The following is a 14,657-nucleotide window of genomic DNA, read 5'->3' as shown; positions in this document are numbered from 1 at the left end:
TTGTCTGTTTTTTTCTATTTTTGTATTATTTTGTTTACATCTTTTCTCTTCCAAACCTTATGTGAGACAAAATCAATGCTATTTCCTCGATTTTCGAAGAAAATACTGTTCTGATTTTCGAACAACCTATTACGCACTTATCCATTTCATCCTATTTACCGATAGAAGTATCATTATTTCCATCATAGAACTTTTTGTCATCTACCTTTTTGATTTATGGTCGCTCTCTTTTAAAATCCGAGGAACAAAAAACAGTAAACCTGCTTGGTCTACTGTTTCTCAAACTATGATATTCATTTAGACAAACCGGGGTCTACCTATCTAATTTTTCCCAATCTTTCCTTGATATGCCATAAACTTGAATAGTTTTGTTTTCTTCGGTATATTCTTCTAGTAATTTGCATCCATAAGAAATTGCTGTTTTCACTGAGGGAATATTTTCTTTCGTCATATATGAGAATACCTGATTAAAAGGTGTGTTATTAAATATCCAATCCCTTGTAGCAATAGCAGACTCTTTAACATACCCATTGCCTTGCATATCTGCTCGTAAATGATAACCTATTTCCGGTCTAATAAACCCATTAATATTTTGCATAGTCACTCCACAGTCACCAATCATTTCACCGGTTTCCTTTAAACATATTGCCCAAAATCCAAATCCAAATGTTTTATATGTTTCAATACTTTTTTCAATCCAAAGTTTAACTCTATCATCATCAAATACATCAGAGAAATATTTCATGTTATTTTTATCTCCGATAACTCTTTTTAAATTATCAAAATCACGTAAAGTCATCTCTCTTAATATTAGTCTTTCCGTTTCTATTATTATTTTCCCATTTAAACTCATATAACCTCCTCCACAGATTCTAATTCCTTCACTCAATTTTATTGTATTATACCATATTTCAGATTATTTTTATGTGTCTAAGATTCCTCGTTTAATCTATATAGACACACTCCGGATGATAGATCTCTATAAAGAAAAACTTCCTTAAAAAGACCTACTCTTCCAAGGCAACAAAAAGCAGCAAATCTTTTCAGACCGACTGCTTTTTGCCACGATGATGAACGAGGTTTATTCCACTCTCTATAAAAGAGATGTATTCTCTTTTGCAACTTATACAAATCGAAATCTATTCCCAAATATCCTTTTCGTCTTTTGGCAAAGAATATTTCCTATGCTTTCGGACACCCAGAATGAAGAAGATGATTCCGGAAACAATTAAGCCTGTGTCGATAACAATTGCGATCCAAAACGCAACACCTTTTGGCTGCACATTGTACAGTGTTTGAATCAACATAATAAGCCCCAACATGAACTGCGATATAGCGATGGAGAAGAAATGAGAATATCGTTTGTTCATTTGCTTTGTGACCTCCTTCTTTTCGGTATACAAATCCAGAGGACCGTCAGCTACATTCTTTCTAAGATATACTCTCCCACCATACTGTGCCACCACAGAAATACCGGTCTGTTCTAAGAAATCAAGATATTCCTTTTTCTTTCCTCCTGTATAATCAGGTATATCAATCTTATACTGATACTTCACCGGGGAAACATCTTCAAACTCATATTCTCCACTATGATAACCTATAAGCATCAATCCATGTTCCCCTTGCTCATTCAGCCATTGTTCTTCCTTGGATATGTCCAAAAAAGTCTTTTTAACTCTCGTTTTCATTTGTATCCTCCTTCATTTTTTTTGCATTTTGCAACAATTCTTCCAGACGGATAAGCTCTTTTTCAAAAAACTGTTTTCCTGTACTTGTGATAATATATTCAATCCTTCTATCCTGCGGATTCTCGTCCAGTGGCTCAATCCAGCCTTTTTTTTGCAATGTGTCGAATGCTCCGTAAAGAGAACCCGCTCCCAGTTTTACCCGCCCGCCTGTCATTTCCACAATGTCTTTCATCAGAGCATAGCCGTGAGCCGGTTTATGAAGTAGTAGCAGAATATAAAAGACAGATTCCGTAAGAGCTCCGCTGTTTGCTGTTCTACCCATGATTTCTCCTTTCTATTACGAATTTCGATATATCGTTATATGTACTATATCACAATTCGTAATATCTGTCAATGACAAAGTAGAACATATTTTTTAAGTTCTTTCTTCTATGTTTTCCATTTTTCTTGATCTTTCTCTTTAATTTTGAGCAATAAAAAACAGCAAACCGATTTGATTTACTGTTTCCTTATTAGTCTTTATTTCGTTATTAGTGTCGCAAACTCGGGTTTTACGGGTTTCGTTGCTTGATTTTATTCTTTCTAATTACTACTACAATTACAATGATTTCGAGAAGAATTTCTAAAATAAGAACCTTCAAATATTTAGGAGTATCTATTTTCATTTTTTGAAAGTATTCAAATATTTCACTATCTTCGTGATTATCTTCAGATTCACTATGCTTCATTCCATCATAGTCATATATATCTAATCCATACCCATCAGGGAACCCCGGACTAAATACAATTTTTTGTATTTCATAATCCAAATCAAAATGTTCTTTGACAATTTCAACAATATACTCATTTTGATTTGTAATTTCCATTGTGGTTGTAGGAATTATCACATCCCCTAAAACCAACAAAGCCGTGTAGGCGTCGAGCACAATAAAAAAAATCAACATTATGACAAAAAGAAATTTTTTCACGTATCTTGTCCTCATAAAATCACACATATTTGTTCTATAACAACAAACATTATACCACTTTTAAAGCATTTTTCCCACCATCGGATTTCCTATTCCCTGTCAAGGTTTTTGTCGGAATAGATGGCAAAATAAACGAAGGAACAAATCCAAAACACGTCTGTTTATCCTTATTCTTTCTATTCCACTTATACTGTCTTTAGCAGATTATCTTGAAAGGATTTTTTGATGTTTTTGTCAAAATATATCTCGGCTACAAAGGTCTTTCCCTTACTCTTTTTTATCACAATGCCGTTCGGCTTTGAGGGTGTGGCTCATTCTTTGTTGGTCTGTGCTTCTTGTTGCTCCGTTATTCAACTCTTCCTTTACGATCAATTCCGTTTTATCCCTCTCCCCTACACCTCACATTTTAATTGGATTTTAGTATAAATAAAAAAGAGCAGGCATCTACCTACTCTTCTTGCTGTTTCGTTTATTGAAACGATTGCAGTTCTTTCAATCTTCCTCGGATCAGGATGTAGTACAAAGCGACCCCGATGACGGATACAACGACAAACTCTCCCGCCGCAACGGAAAGAATCGTTGCAAACAAGGGCAGTTGAAACAGCAGTGTCAATTCGACCCCTACAAGAAGACCGTTGGAAATTACCGGTAATAGGGAAGCCGTCCAAACACTCTTGCAGTATCTCATCGGATAGACTGCCAAGAAGGTCGCAAAGGTACCGACAACGACATCGACCATACCCAGCGGGCTGAACAGGTTGGCGATCAGACAACCGAGTACCAGCCCCGGAGCAAATACCGGATTGACAAAGGCGAGAAGCGTCATAACCTCCGCCAGCCTAAACTGAACCGCTCCATAGCTTATCGGCTCCAAAGCAACGGTCAACACGGCATATAGAGCCGCGATCATCGCATTGAATACCAAGTTCCTTACCTGTGGTTTCATCTTGAATTCCTCCTCTTGTTTTTTTATAGAAATGGGTTACCAAGAAAACATTTCTCGTGCTTTCGCACTTGATACAGTATAAATACAGCTCCTTGTTTTGTCAACCTTTTCTTTGACAGGAGATCAAAAAACCCCAAACTCCATATCGGAACTTGAGGTTTTTGACATATGGTATGGAAGTTTTCCTTATTTTTTAAGAGTTTTTTTGACAAAAATCGAAGGATAGACGATCTCGAATTCCTCGCAGACCACATTACAACGCGGGCTGAACACCTTGCCGAGCTCCAACATCTGCTTCTCGAAAAAATCCTTATGCACCTTCCTCCAATAGTCAAGGCTCAAGTCGCCCTCGCCTTCCTTTCGTGCATGATCTTCTCCCACTTCCGAAAAGGGCATCACGCTGACCTTGATGTTTCGCAGGATACAGACGGCTTCTTCATTATCCAAAAGAAGAACACTGTACTCCCCTACCTGAGGAAGGGGCTCCCTCTCATCTTTGTAAGCGTCATAGAGTGAACTCGTGGCTGTCTTTTTGCCCTGAAGCACCAACTTCGCAAGATTGTTTGCATCTTCGCCGAAGGCCCATGCCTCATAGTCGCAATTGATCTCGGGACACTCCTTCTTAAACTCCTTCCACATCGTAGCTGCCTTCATCCTCTTCACCTCCATATTCCCAAAAGACCTTGATTACAATTCGCTTCAATCCCCCCTGAAGACGAGATCGCACCTTATATCACTCACAACACCGGGACGACACCGCACAAAACGATATCTTGATTTTTATGTTGTTTTACAAAACACAGAAATCTTGTGAAGTAAAGCCTTCGAACAGTTCCGTTTTTGTATGGAGCCGCCTTCACTCTGTTTTTTGGAATTGTACGCTACCTCCCTAGAGAAGCTCCTCAAGTTCATCAACCTTTTGCTTGAAGACATCGAGAGCTCTTTGGACCGACTCCTTCTTGGCCATATCCGCTCCCGCTCTTCTCAGCTGTTCGATCGGGAACTCTCTACTTCCGTTTTTGAGGAAGTTCAGATAATTCTCCAAGGCTCCTTCCTCTTTTTGAAGGATCTTTTCGGACAGTAGGACCGCTGCCGAAAGTCCCGTAGCGTATTTATAAACATAGAAATCGCTGTAAAAGTGAGGAATCCTCGCCCATTCCAAAGCGATCTGCTCATCTACAACGACCTTCTCTCCGAAGTAGAGTTTGTTCAGCTCGTAGTAACTCTTCTTGAGTTCTTCGGCAGTCAAGGCCTCACCCCTGTCCACCTTCTCGTGGGTGATCTTCTCAAACTCGGCAAACATCGTCTGTCTGAAGATGGTGGACTTGAACATATCGGCAAAATAGTTGAGCAGATAAATCTTCTCTTCCACGCTCGTACTCTCCTTGAGCAGATAGTTGATCAGGAGCATCTCGTTGGTCGTCGATGCCACCTCGGCAACGAAGATGGTGTAATCCGAGTAAATATAAGGATTGCTCGTTCTCGAATAATGGCTGTGGACCGAATGTCCCAATTCATGGATCAAGGTAAAGAGGGATTCGATATTGTCGTTGTAGTTCATCAGAATATAGGGCACACTGTCATAACATCCCGAAGAATAAGCTCCTGCACGTTTTCCCTTCTTGGGATAGACATCGATCCATCTCTCGTCAAAGGCCCTTCGAACGACGGAGCAATATTCTTCGCCCATTGGTTCAACAGCCTTCAATATAATCTCCTTCGCCTCTTCAAAGGGGATCTTTCGATCATAGCTCTCAATTGCACTCGCATAGATGTCATAGAGATGGTACTCATCTAAGCCAAGTCCCCTTCTCTTAATCTCATAGTAGCGATACAAGGTGGGCAGATTCTCGTGGATACACTCCAATAAGGTATCGTAGACCTTCTCGTCGATATCGTCGGCAAACAGTGCCATCGCCCTTGCCGACTCGAAGTGTCGAAGCCGTGCCGTTGTCGAGTTCGCTTTGACGGAGCCGTACAAGGTCGAGGCGAAGGTGTTCTCAAACCTTCCGTAGGTCTCGTACATCTTCTCAAAAGCTTCCTTTCGGATCTCTCTGCCCTTATCGGTCAGCATCTTGACATAGTTGGTGTGGGTCAACCTCTCCTTATCCGGCGTACTCTCAATAATAGGAAACTCCATATCCGCATAGGAAAGCATATCATAGGTATTCTCGGTCGCTCCCATAACCTCCTGCAAGGAAGAAAGGATGTACTCCTGCTCTTTGCTCAGCATATGTTCCTTGTTTCGAAATACCCTTTCAAGCATCAGCTTATAGTGTTCATACCTCTCGTGTTTCTTGAGCTCCTCGACCTCTTCGTCGCTCAAAGATAAGAGGTAGGGCGAAACAAAGGAAAAAATCGCCTGAAACTTCGACAACAGAATCTCCATCTCAAGGATCCTCTTTTGGCTCTTTGATACGGTGCTGTCCTCATCCTTCTTCATCGAAGCATAGACGTAGAGTTTCTCCATCTTTCTTCCGAGCTCTTCCTCCAAGTCAAACAGGGGATAGAGGTTCTTCTTCATATCCGCTTTGAGCTCCTCGACCCGCTCCAAGCCTTCCCTTACCTCTGCAATACAGCTCTCTATCTCTTCCTCGCTTGCAAACATCCTCTCCAAGTCCCAAGTCATGGTTTTATCCATCTTATCTTCTCCCTTCTTTTCAATACGGTCATTTCCCGTCCTCCGAACCTCCCGAACTGCTTGGCGGTATGGCTGAGCGTTTATACTGTTTTCCTTTCAAACTTCCGCGTTCAAAGCTTCTTCTGCAAGTGATCGAGTACCTTTCCCGCAGCCGCTTCAATCCGATTGTAGAACGAAGACCTTCTTACTTCATGTGTTCGAGCACTTCGACAGGAGCAATGGCAATGACCCCTTATGCAACACCGCATAAGGCTCGCACATCGATGTCGTTTGACAAACTTCAATGCGCTCCACTTTATTATGAAACAAAGAAAATATTTTTTCAATAGAATATCTCTTTTTATTCAAATTTTCCGTAATAAAACCCGTGATCCGAAATTCACAGGGAACACGAAACAAAGATACAAAACGGTTTCCCGTTGTTTCACTGAATACAGAAAAGCTTCGAAACAAATCCTTTTGAAAATATATCTATCCAAAAAACGTACTCGATCCGGCTTTTGTTTTTCGAACCATGCAATATTTTCCTAAAGTACAACAAGACATTTCTCATCGAATTTAAAATTTTGTCTTATACTATTCTTCCTTTGAGTTGTGGATATAAATAATCTGTGACCATAGAAGATAAACCGATTTTTCGTAAGTTGAAAAAAGGATATATCCATGCTTCTATTGGAGAATAGTATTAAACCTCAAAATAAAATCAAAAAACCGGAAGGATCCTTCCCTCCGGTCATCTTAGCAAGCTCCCGTTCAGAACAACAGTAACATCAGCGACCGTTTGCAGAGTGCCCTCGCACTTTCTCCGGCATGCTGACACATTGTATTTGTCCCGACTCCAAGCATAATAGCGTGACTATCGGTATGGCATTACACTAGGAGGCAAGTTCCCATTCTCCGATCCACGTTCCGCTGGAATAATCGTATAATCTTCTGTAGATCTTACCCTTGACCCTCTTGTACTTCCATCCGACAGACCTCTTTAAAGGCATGACGATCTGTGAAAAAGATGGCGACCTGAAGTCAAATCCTCCCGCCTGCGCGTGGACATCCGACAACACAAGACCGGCCATAAGCACAGATAACACCGCTACACTGAAATACCGTCTTTTCATATAAATTCTCCTTATCTATATCATATTTTTTGAACCGGATATAACACAAAGTGCCCCATCTTCTATTTACTGACAGAAAGAATGACCCCGATTATACAGAGTCTTTCTTTTCTTTAGCATCTCCTAAAAACTGAGGCGTTTTCTTGTTACAAATATAATCGTAAAGCCTACTTCCCTTCCAAGCTTCTTATTTCAAACTCAATGAAACCCTCCGGAATGGAATCGAACTTATCCAAGCGTTCTCCATCGGTATAGAGAAGATAGTTTCCCTCTTCATCCACCAGGAAATAACTGTTGTCCTCATTGACATCGATGCTCCCCTCCGAGTTCCTGAACTCCCTCAAGCTCTCCCAATCATCACTGTAGGCCTCAAAGGTATAGAAGAAGGGCAGGAGGAAGAACAAGAGTGAAAACAAAAACAAGACCGCCCCCGTCTTTGAATTCTTCTTTCTCCCCCGGCAGGAATCCAAAATATGCCCAAGCCTTCTCTTTGTTACGCTTTTTTCTGTCGCAAAAGACAGACAGAACCGAGAAGAATGAATTTCCTGTTTCTTTGCAACATCAATAATACTCTTGCAATAAGAGAGTTTCTCCCTCTTCGAATAACGTTTCAACACATAAGTATCCGCCTGCAATTCCATGATTGCAAGCACCTCCCTCTTCAAAAAGTGAAGAGGGAGAAACCACCAGTAGAAAAGGCTAAGCACCTCCATCCAGAGCTTTATCCATGTGTGGCGGTTTCTAAAATGCTCAAGTTCATGCAGGAAGGCATGCCTTCTCTGTTCCTCGGACAAGTGCTTGGGCAGGACGATGACCGGATGAAGGCCTCCTACAATAAAGGGACCGATCTCCGCCTCAACTTCTACCACCTTAGGCATCGACATCAAATTTCCACTTGTCTTGATCTCTTCCGTAAGATTCATGATGTCCTCATTCTTTGTCGGAGGAAGAAGTTGAACGAGCGACTTCAACCTCCAATAATCACGGAACATCCTTAGAAAAAGTCCCGCCATTACAAAGAGCCAGATACAGAGGTAGAGATGTCGGACGGTAAACCCTCCCGCCAAACTCATCATCTCCACCTTGCGCAAGGCAACAAGAATGTGTTGCGACCTGATTGTAGTCGTAAACCGAAACTCCATAGGAACCAGAATACGAAACAACACCAGAACCGTGAGAACAAATAACAAGCCGGATCTTCCATACATAAAGTTCAACACCTGTACATTGTTCTTCTTGACCGCATAAATAAGGAACAACATCCCCATACTGCAGAAAAGAAGATTGGTGAGAAACAGAAAGATGGACAAGTTACTCATCCTCCCTCTTCTGTTTGATCGCCTCCTCCAATTCAGCAAGTATTTCATCACTATCATCCTGAGAGAGGTAATCCACAAAATTCATCACGGAGAAACTGAGGGCCGTCTTCTTCATCGCCTGCAACTGATCTGCCGCATAGGCTTCAGGACTGACAAGGTACCTGTAACTCCTTGAGAGAACGGTCCCGCTGTAGACGATCTCCGCAACCTCAATGTAGTTCTTGTTTACCAGTTTCTTCAATACATTTTGGACCGTATTGATATTGAGGCTGTCGCTCTTCTCCGTGATTCCCGAAGCTGTGAGAGACTCGTTGTAATGCCACAATACATTCATAACCTCTTTTTCCTTATCACTTAACTTTGCAAACTTTGCGTTCATGCAATCCACCTTACCTTTCTGTACAATTTTATTATATCCAATTATATCAATATTGTTTTAAAGTGTCAATCGCTTAAAAATAATATTGTAAAAATCCCGCCCTAAAATTGCCTTTAAAGTACTGCAAATACAAGGAAATAAAAATTTTTTATACTTTTAGATTCCACATAGTTCAAAATTGTAAATTATGGATTATCTCAAAATTTTAATGTGAAAAAACATTTATTTTTTATAACTCGCTTTACAACTTCGATATTTTATAATAGTATTTATTTCGTAATCTGTTATGTATATTATTTCTTTGAGTTTTGAGGGCGATCGCATCCGGAGTGAACAGAAAAAATCTCCGTGTCCCTTATGGTCAATTTGTATCAAACAGTTCTTGGAGGTCGAAAATGAAAGAATTCAAGCTCATCATAACTACATTTCTCAGACGAAACAGATCTTCTTATCTCCTGCTGACGAGCCTGATGTTCTTGTCGGAAGGCAGCCTTATTTTCCTCTTTGATCGTATGGGTTCCTTCCTTGAGAAAGCCCTCTCTGCAAGTACTGCCGATTTTGAATGGATGAGCGCTTCCCTCTTTGTCTTGGGACTGTCCTTTATTCCGATCACCTTGGGGTTTCTTATCAAACATCTCGATTTTACTCTTTCGAACCGCGGTTTGATCTACGTCGAAGGAGAAATACTGGACAACTTGATGCATACGGATTACCGGACCCTTATGGATTACGATAAGATCCGGCTTGCTCAACAGATCAACAATGACTGTGTAACCGCACTGGACTATCGTATATCAAAACTTCCTTCTTTTGTTGTAACCGTTTTTAAGCTGGTGCTCATCCTTCTTGTTTTCTCCGTTTATTCCGGCCTTGTATCCTTGGTCCTACTAGGTATATCCCTCCTCTTCATACTTTTGTACTTAGGGTGCCAAAAGAAGTACGAAGAGTTGGATCATGAGATGATCAGCGCTCAAAGCGAATATTTTCGTGTCCTCGGCGGGGAACTTTTAAGTGTGTTCTTAGTCAAGGTCAACAGTTGGTATGAACGTACCTCGGAAAAGTTTAACTCCGCCGGATCGGTATTTGTAACAAAGTCGGTTCGATTTTTGGACTTTGACTTTCTGCTGACCAACCTTGCCCGATCCTTTTCAATCGTCTGTACTCTTATATTGCCTGCAATTCTTTTGTTGACGGGCTCAAGACAAGTGGCAGGACTCTTTACCGCCGTGACCCTGATCCAACTATATTTTCCCGCCTTGGAAGAAACGATGGAACTGTTCAAATTTCGGAGTCAATATCTGGTCGCCCAAAAACGTCTCTCCCATATTCTTGCGCTTCCAAAGGAAGTTTGGGGCAAAGACACCGTACCTCGGATCCTTTCGCTTGCTTCAAATGAAATGACCTTCCGCTACGAAAAGGATCCGGCTCCCATCCTTAGGAACCTCAACCTTTCATTTGAGCCCGGGAACATCTACCTTGTTACAGGTCATAACGGAAGCGGAAAATCGACCTTCTTGAATCTTCTCTTGGGACTTTTGGATCCGTCTTGCGGCAGTATTCAAATCAACGGCTCCTCTTTGAGACGGTACGACCTCAAAGCCCTCCGGTCGGAAAAAATCAGTTTTTGCGAACAGCAACCCTATCTCGTCGAGGGTACGATTTTCGAAAATCTCGATTACGGGCAAAAAGAGAGCGATCCTTCCGCTCTCAATAATCCTCTGCTCGACTTCGTCCATCGATTGCCTCGAGGTTTCGACACGGAAATATCTTTCGATGCAAGCAATCTTTCGGGAGGTCAAAGACAGCGTATCGCTCTTAGCCGATGTTTCTCAAAGACCTCTGCGGATCTCATGATCTTCGATGAACCCACGTCGGCATTGGATAAAGAAGGGATCGATATTTTTTTGACCCTTCTTCAAACCTATAAAAGAAACCGTATTATTCTCGCAGTAACACACGATCCGAAGTTGACAGAGATTGCGGATCGGGTCCTTGATCTTTCTCAAAAGAAGTAGGATGGTGCGGAAGGTTTGTTTCTCGATCCCTTCAACGAAACTTCCGTCAGTAATGCAGATATCAAGTTTTTTGCCCTCAATCCTTCCAACGGATAATACTATTCTCCAATAGAAGTATGGATATATCTATTTTTCAATCACGAAAAATTGTCTTGCCTTCTATGGGTCACAGATCCTTTATATCCACAAATCAAAGGAATAACAGTATGAAAGCAATTTATTCGGACCTCCTCTACATTTTTCCTGCAAGATCCCCTTAAGAATCTCTTGAAATTTTTAATCTTATATTCTATAATTTATAGAGTAAGTTAATTGTTTTTTTGTATTAATACTAATAAGGAGGAATTTGCTATGAAGTCCACATCCTTAAAGTTTTTTACTGTTTTTCTCATCGGCATCTGTGCAGGTTTCCTTATCTCCAAAGGTTTGGAGGGAGGATCTCCCTACTACAGGAGTTCGAACGACATTCCCAAAAACGATGTCGTGTCCGTCTCCTACCCCGCAGAGTATGAGACCCTGATCTTCGGCAACAAGTCCGCGGAGGAGATCGAAAAATTTTGCAGCGAGCTGACCGATGAGATCCTTCTCCTGAAAGACAAGGAGAAGTACAAGGAGGGAGATGTGCAGGCTCTGCTCGCGGACATCGTCGACTCCGGATCCAATGCGTTTTTGGTCGGATGGAAGGAGACCGCCTCCGATAAGGAATGGGAAAATATGAAACAACACTTATCGATCGCCTTTTCACAGGAAGGGGTGCAGTATTCATCTTCCGGTGATCAGGAGTTGACCCTTGATTTTGAGAATATGCCGGACTCTGTCAAAAAGGAGATGGAGAGCAGAGGGATCAAGATCTATCATAGTCATCATCATTGATACAACTTAGGCAACACCTCATCGTTTGAAAAAATGTATATCACCGCTGTCTGTTTATACCAACATCTTCCACTCTGTAACTTCCGAAATATTTTTTCATGTTTGTGGAAGCGGATCATTTCGCTCTTTTATCAGAAAACCGTATCTGAATAAAACCTTGTCGAAATTACTGATTTGATAGGGTTTCTGTATTTCGTAGGAAGACAGGAAGAAGCGTTCGACACTTTGTACCTATTTTCTAAAGTTTTGTATCAAAGGGTGTTTAAGTTGTCCGTTTCGGGTATCATTATCAGTAGGTAGTGACAGGTTCAACCCTTAAGGTCTTGAACCCGATCGTAAGAACAGGAAAGGAAGATGAAGCATGCAGGTAACATTTCAAGGAAATCCATTGACACTGGAAGGTACACAGGTTAAGGTCGGAGACAAGGCTCCCGATTTTACCGTCTTAAAAAATGATCTGAGCCCTCTTTCGCTCAAGGATATGCCGGGCAAAAAAATCATTTCCGCAGTTCCCTCTCTGGATACGGGAGTCTGCGACTTGGAGACGAGAAGATTCAATGAGGAAGCCGAAAAATTGAACGACGTGACGGTATACACGATCTCGATGGACCTCCCCTTCGCTCAGGCGCGCTGGTGCGGAAACAACGGCATCAAAAACGTGATCACGGCTTCCGACTTTAAAGACAGGGAATTCTCTCAAGCCTACGGCTGTTATATCAAGGAGCTGGGACTTCTTACAAGAGCAGTCTTCGGTTTGGATGAAAACAATAAGATCATCTATGTGGAGTACTGCGACGAAGTGACCGACGAGCCCAACTACGATGCTGTCTTGGATCTGTATCGATAAGATCCGAATCTTAAGAGATCGATGTCCCCTTGACATCGGTCTCTTTTTTTATAATAGTACTCTTATGCTTATGTGTATTGAAGTAATGTAATACTATTCTCCATTTGAAACTCCGAGTATGGAACATATATCCTTCCCAAAAAACAATTTGGATGACCATATGCTTCAAAGCGTTCCATCTGTCAATGTTAATAGATAATAGTATAAAAAATGATATGAACCTATTTCTGTAAAGGGGGAAGATCCTATGAAGTATCACAAAACAGCGTTTGAACTCAAGAACAACATAACTTGTATCTTAAGAAGTGCCTTGCCCGAGGATGCACAAGACATCCTAGTATACAAGTACAAGGCAGCATCCGAAACTTATTTTTTGACACGCTATCCGGATGAGGTTTCAACAAATATCGAGGAAGAAACCTCTTCTCTTCTTGACTTTGCAAATGCCGTAGACAAAATAAACTTACTTTCAATCATCGACGAAAAAATCGTAGGGTTTTGTCATATTTCCCCTACTTCTCTCCGGAGAAAAGTACATCATCGTGCCCAAATGGGAATTACTGTGCTCCAAGACTATTGGGGGAAGGGGCTGGGCAGATTATTGATGTATGAAGCCGTTGCCTGTGCCCGATCTCTGGGCTACGAGCAACTTGAACTCGGTGTGTTTTCGGATAATATGCGGGCCATCTCCCTCTATAAAAGTTTAGGGTTCAAAACATACGGAACCATCCCCCGGGCCTTTAAACTGGAAGACGGGTCCTATCGAGATGAACTTCTGATGTATAAGAGTCTTTACGAATAAGATCATTATTTATTTGAGCCTTTGACATCAATGACTTGTATATTAACCCCGAAACAATCTTCCGTATTCGCACAGAAGATATCGCCACACTTCGGACGGGTTTCGATACAAGACGGTTTTTTCCGAATAATCTCCAAACTGCTGAAACACAACTGTAACCTTCTTATGTTATGATAGCCTGTAAGAATAACAAGAAAGAAGGTAAGGATGATGAGATACAAACAAACCGCCCTCCTCCTTCTCGCCCTATGGATCGGTCTCTCCCTACCGCCTTCGCTGTCTTTTGCGGAAGGCGAGAGAGGGATTTTCTTCGAGCGGGCGGAGGAAGCAAGACAGGAAGAAACATCTCTTCTGCACTTTCTGAAGATCTCCCTCCAACCCGTCGGTAAGACGATGTATGTCTGGGGAGGAGGCTGGAACGAAGAAGATACCGCCGCCGGTATAGAAGCGAGGACGATCGGCCTTAGTGAAGGCTGGAAGAACTTCGCGGACAAGCAGAACTCTTCCTACAACTACAAAAAGACAAGGTATCAGATTCACGACGGCCTCGATTGTTCGGGCTATGTAGGCTGGAGCCTCTACAACCTGTTTCACTCCCGCGACGGGGAAGAAGGCTATGTGATGAAGGCGAGAGATATGACGAAGACCTTCTCTTCCAAGGGCTGGGGAAGGTTTGTTCCATCCAAGTCCGTCAAAGACTTTCGAGCCGGCGATCTTATGAGCAACAAGACCCATGTCTACATCGTGATCGGTGCCTGCAAGGACGGCAGCGTTGTCCTGCTTCACGCCTCGCCTCCCGGAGTGCAGATCAACGGGACCGTTTCGTCCAAAGGGCGAAAGAACAGCGAAGCCGCCCGTCTTGCCAAGCACTATATGAAGACCTACTATCCCAAGTGGTATGCCAAATACGGGACCAAGGTCTTGGACAAATCCTACCTTACTTCATACTCACAGATGAGATGGTATCTCGGAAAAGAGTTCGTCTTACAGGACAGGGAAGAGCTCTCCTCCAAAACCGCCAAAGAAGTGCTGAAGATCTTGTTTAACGAAGATTGATTCTATTT

At 42.0% G+C, this 14,657-nt stretch carries 15 protein-coding genes; 5 read left to right on the top strand and 10 right to left on the bottom strand.

Annotated features, from left to right (window positions below; genetic code table 11):
• Positions 1-313: 313 nt before the first annotated feature.
• The 10 genes from ACFO4R_RS07425 to ACFO4R_RS07380 all read right to left on the bottom strand — a co-directional run bounded on the left by ACFO4R_RS07425 (position 314) and on the right by ACFO4R_RS07380 (position 9,056).
• Entirely contained in the window at positions 314-853 is a 540-nt protein-coding gene (locus ACFO4R_RS07425; protein WP_379788439.1) for a GNAT family N-acetyltransferase, read from the bottom strand.
• 286 nt (positions 854-1,139) lie between these two features.
• Positions 1,140-1,688 carry a DUF2812 domain-containing protein gene (locus ACFO4R_RS07420; RefSeq protein WP_379788438.1) on the bottom strand — a complete coding sequence of 183 codons (549 nt, stop codon included), beginning with the start codon at positions 1,686-1,688 and terminating at the stop codon, positions 1,140-1,142.
• Positions 1,672-2,010 carry a PadR family transcriptional regulator gene (locus ACFO4R_RS07415; RefSeq protein WP_379788437.1) on the bottom strand — a complete coding sequence of 113 codons (339 nt, stop codon included), beginning with the start codon at positions 2,008-2,010 and terminating at the stop codon, positions 1,672-1,674. Before ACFO4R_RS07415 ends, ACFO4R_RS07420 begins: the two co-directional genes overlap by 17 nt.
• A gap of 229 nt (positions 2,011-2,239) precedes the next feature.
• Positions 2,240-2,656, bottom strand: coding sequence for a hypothetical protein (locus tag ACFO4R_RS07410; protein ID WP_379788436.1), 417 nt, complete (start codon positions 2,654-2,656; stop codon positions 2,240-2,242).
• A 469-nt stretch (positions 2,657-3,125) separates the two neighbouring features.
• The gene (locus ACFO4R_RS07405) at positions 3,126-3,602 is read right to left on the bottom strand and encodes a QueT transporter family protein (RefSeq protein ID WP_379788435.1); all 477 of its coding nucleotides are present in this window, start codon (positions 3,600-3,602) and stop codon (positions 3,126-3,128) included.
• A 186-nt stretch (positions 3,603-3,788) separates the two neighbouring features.
• Entirely contained in the window at positions 3,789-4,256 is a 468-nt protein-coding gene (locus ACFO4R_RS07400) for an ASCH domain-containing protein (protein ID WP_379788434.1), read from the bottom strand.
• A gap of 235 nt (positions 4,257-4,491) precedes the next feature.
• On the bottom strand, positions 4,492-6,243 hold the full coding sequence (gene pepF / locus ACFO4R_RS07395) for an oligoendopeptidase F (RefSeq protein WP_379788433.1): 1,752 nt from the start codon (positions 6,241-6,243) through the stop codon (positions 4,492-4,494).
• 875 nt (positions 6,244-7,118) lie between these two features.
• A complete protein-coding gene (locus ACFO4R_RS07390) occupies positions 7,119-7,358 on the bottom strand; it encodes a hypothetical protein (protein WP_379788432.1) in 240 nt (79 codons plus the stop codon).
• 167 nt (positions 7,359-7,525) lie between these two features.
• Positions 7,526-8,677 carry a M56 family metallopeptidase gene (locus ACFO4R_RS07385; RefSeq protein ID WP_379788431.1) on the bottom strand — a complete coding sequence of 384 codons (1,152 nt, stop codon included), beginning with the start codon at positions 8,675-8,677 and terminating at the stop codon, positions 7,526-7,528.
• Positions 8,670-9,056, bottom strand: a complete 387-nt coding sequence (locus tag ACFO4R_RS07380) for a BlaI/MecI/CopY family transcriptional regulator (RefSeq protein ID WP_379788430.1) — start codon at positions 9,054-9,056, stop codon at positions 8,670-8,672. Before ACFO4R_RS07380 ends, ACFO4R_RS07385 begins: the two co-directional genes overlap by 8 nt.
• Before the next feature lie 395 nt (positions 9,057-9,451).
• On the opposite strand from ACFO4R_RS07380, the gene ACFO4R_RS07375 reads away from it, so the two are divergent.
• The 5 genes from ACFO4R_RS07375 (at position 9,452) to ACFO4R_RS07355 (ending at position 14,649) form a co-directional block, all read left to right on the top strand.
• Positions 9,452-11,071: an ATP-binding cassette domain-containing protein gene (locus ACFO4R_RS07375; RefSeq protein WP_379788429.1), complete on the top strand. Its 1,620-nt coding sequence runs from the start codon at positions 9,452-9,454 to the stop codon at positions 11,069-11,071.
• 351 nt (positions 11,072-11,422) lie between these two features.
• Entirely contained in the window at positions 11,423-11,944 is a 522-nt protein-coding gene (locus ACFO4R_RS07370) for a hypothetical protein (RefSeq protein ID WP_379788428.1), read from the top strand.
• Positions 11,945-12,305: 361 nt separating this feature from the next.
• Positions 12,306-12,791 carry a thiol peroxidase gene (tpx, locus tag ACFO4R_RS07365; protein WP_379788427.1) on the top strand — a complete coding sequence of 162 codons (486 nt, stop codon included), beginning with the start codon at positions 12,306-12,308 and terminating at the stop codon, positions 12,789-12,791.
• A gap of 247 nt (positions 12,792-13,038) precedes the next feature.
• Complete coding sequence (locus ACFO4R_RS07360; RefSeq protein ID WP_379788426.1) at positions 13,039-13,593, top strand: GNAT family N-acetyltransferase; 555 nt, start codon at positions 13,039-13,041, stop codon at positions 13,591-13,593.
• A gap of 210 nt (positions 13,594-13,803) precedes the next feature.
• Positions 13,804-14,649, top strand: a complete 846-nt coding sequence (locus ACFO4R_RS07355; protein WP_379788425.1) for a hypothetical protein — start codon at positions 13,804-13,806, stop codon at positions 14,647-14,649.
• The last annotated feature ends 8 nt before the right edge of the window (positions 14,650-14,657 follow it).

Source organism: Filifactor villosus (assembly GCF_042652965.1).
Lineage (GTDB): Bacteria > Bacillota > Clostridia > Peptostreptococcales > Filifactoraceae > Filifactor > Filifactor villosus.
Note: the sequence above shows the minus strand (reverse complement) of the source record. Positions and strands in the feature narration are given on the sequence as shown.

Bases quoted from the DNA above. Each gene is read 5' to 3' on its own strand.
- ACFO4R_RS07425 (WP_379788439.1), bottom strand. From the start codon at position 853: ATGAGTTTAAATGGGAAAATAATAATAGAAACGGAAAGACTAATATTA.
- ACFO4R_RS07420 (WP_379788438.1), bottom strand. From the start codon at position 1,688: ATGAAAACGAGAGTTAAAAAGACTTTTTTGGACATATCCAAGGAAGAA.
- ACFO4R_RS07415 (WP_379788437.1), bottom strand. From the start codon at position 2,010: ATGGGTAGAACAGCAAACAGCGGAGCTCTTACGGAATCTGTCTTTTAT.
- ACFO4R_RS07405 (WP_379788435.1), bottom strand. From the start codon at position 3,602: ATGAAACCACAGGTAAGGAACTTGGTATTCAATGCGATGATCGCGGCT.
- ACFO4R_RS07400 (WP_379788434.1), bottom strand. From the start codon at position 4,256: ATGAAGGCAGCTACGATGTGGAAGGAGTTTAAGAAGGAGTGTCCCGAG.
- pepF (WP_379788433.1), bottom strand. From the start codon at position 6,243: ATGGATAAAACCATGACTTGGGACTTGGAGAGGATGTTTGCAAGCGAG.
- ACFO4R_RS07390 (WP_379788432.1), bottom strand. From the start codon at position 7,358: ATGAAAAGACGGTATTTCAGTGTAGCGGTGTTATCTGTGCTTATGGCC.
- ACFO4R_RS07385 (WP_379788431.1), bottom strand. From the start codon at position 8,677: ATGAGTAACTTGTCCATCTTTCTGTTTCTCACCAATCTTCTTTTCTGC.
- ACFO4R_RS07380 (WP_379788430.1), bottom strand. From the start codon at position 9,056: ATGAACGCAAAGTTTGCAAAGTTAAGTGATAAGGAAAAAGAGGTTATG.
- ACFO4R_RS07375 (WP_379788429.1), top strand. From the start codon at position 9,452: ATGAAAGAATTCAAGCTCATCATAACTACATTTCTCAGACGAAACAGA.
- ACFO4R_RS07370 (WP_379788428.1), top strand. From the start codon at position 11,423: ATGAAGTCCACATCCTTAAAGTTTTTTACTGTTTTTCTCATCGGCATC.
- tpx (WP_379788427.1), top strand. From the start codon at position 12,306: ATGCAGGTAACATTTCAAGGAAATCCATTGACACTGGAAGGTACACAG.
- ACFO4R_RS07360 (WP_379788426.1), top strand. From the start codon at position 13,039: ATGAAGTATCACAAAACAGCGTTTGAACTCAAGAACAACATAACTTGT.
- ACFO4R_RS07355 (WP_379788425.1), top strand. From the start codon at position 13,804: ATGAGATACAAACAAACCGCCCTCCTCCTTCTCGCCCTATGGATCGGT.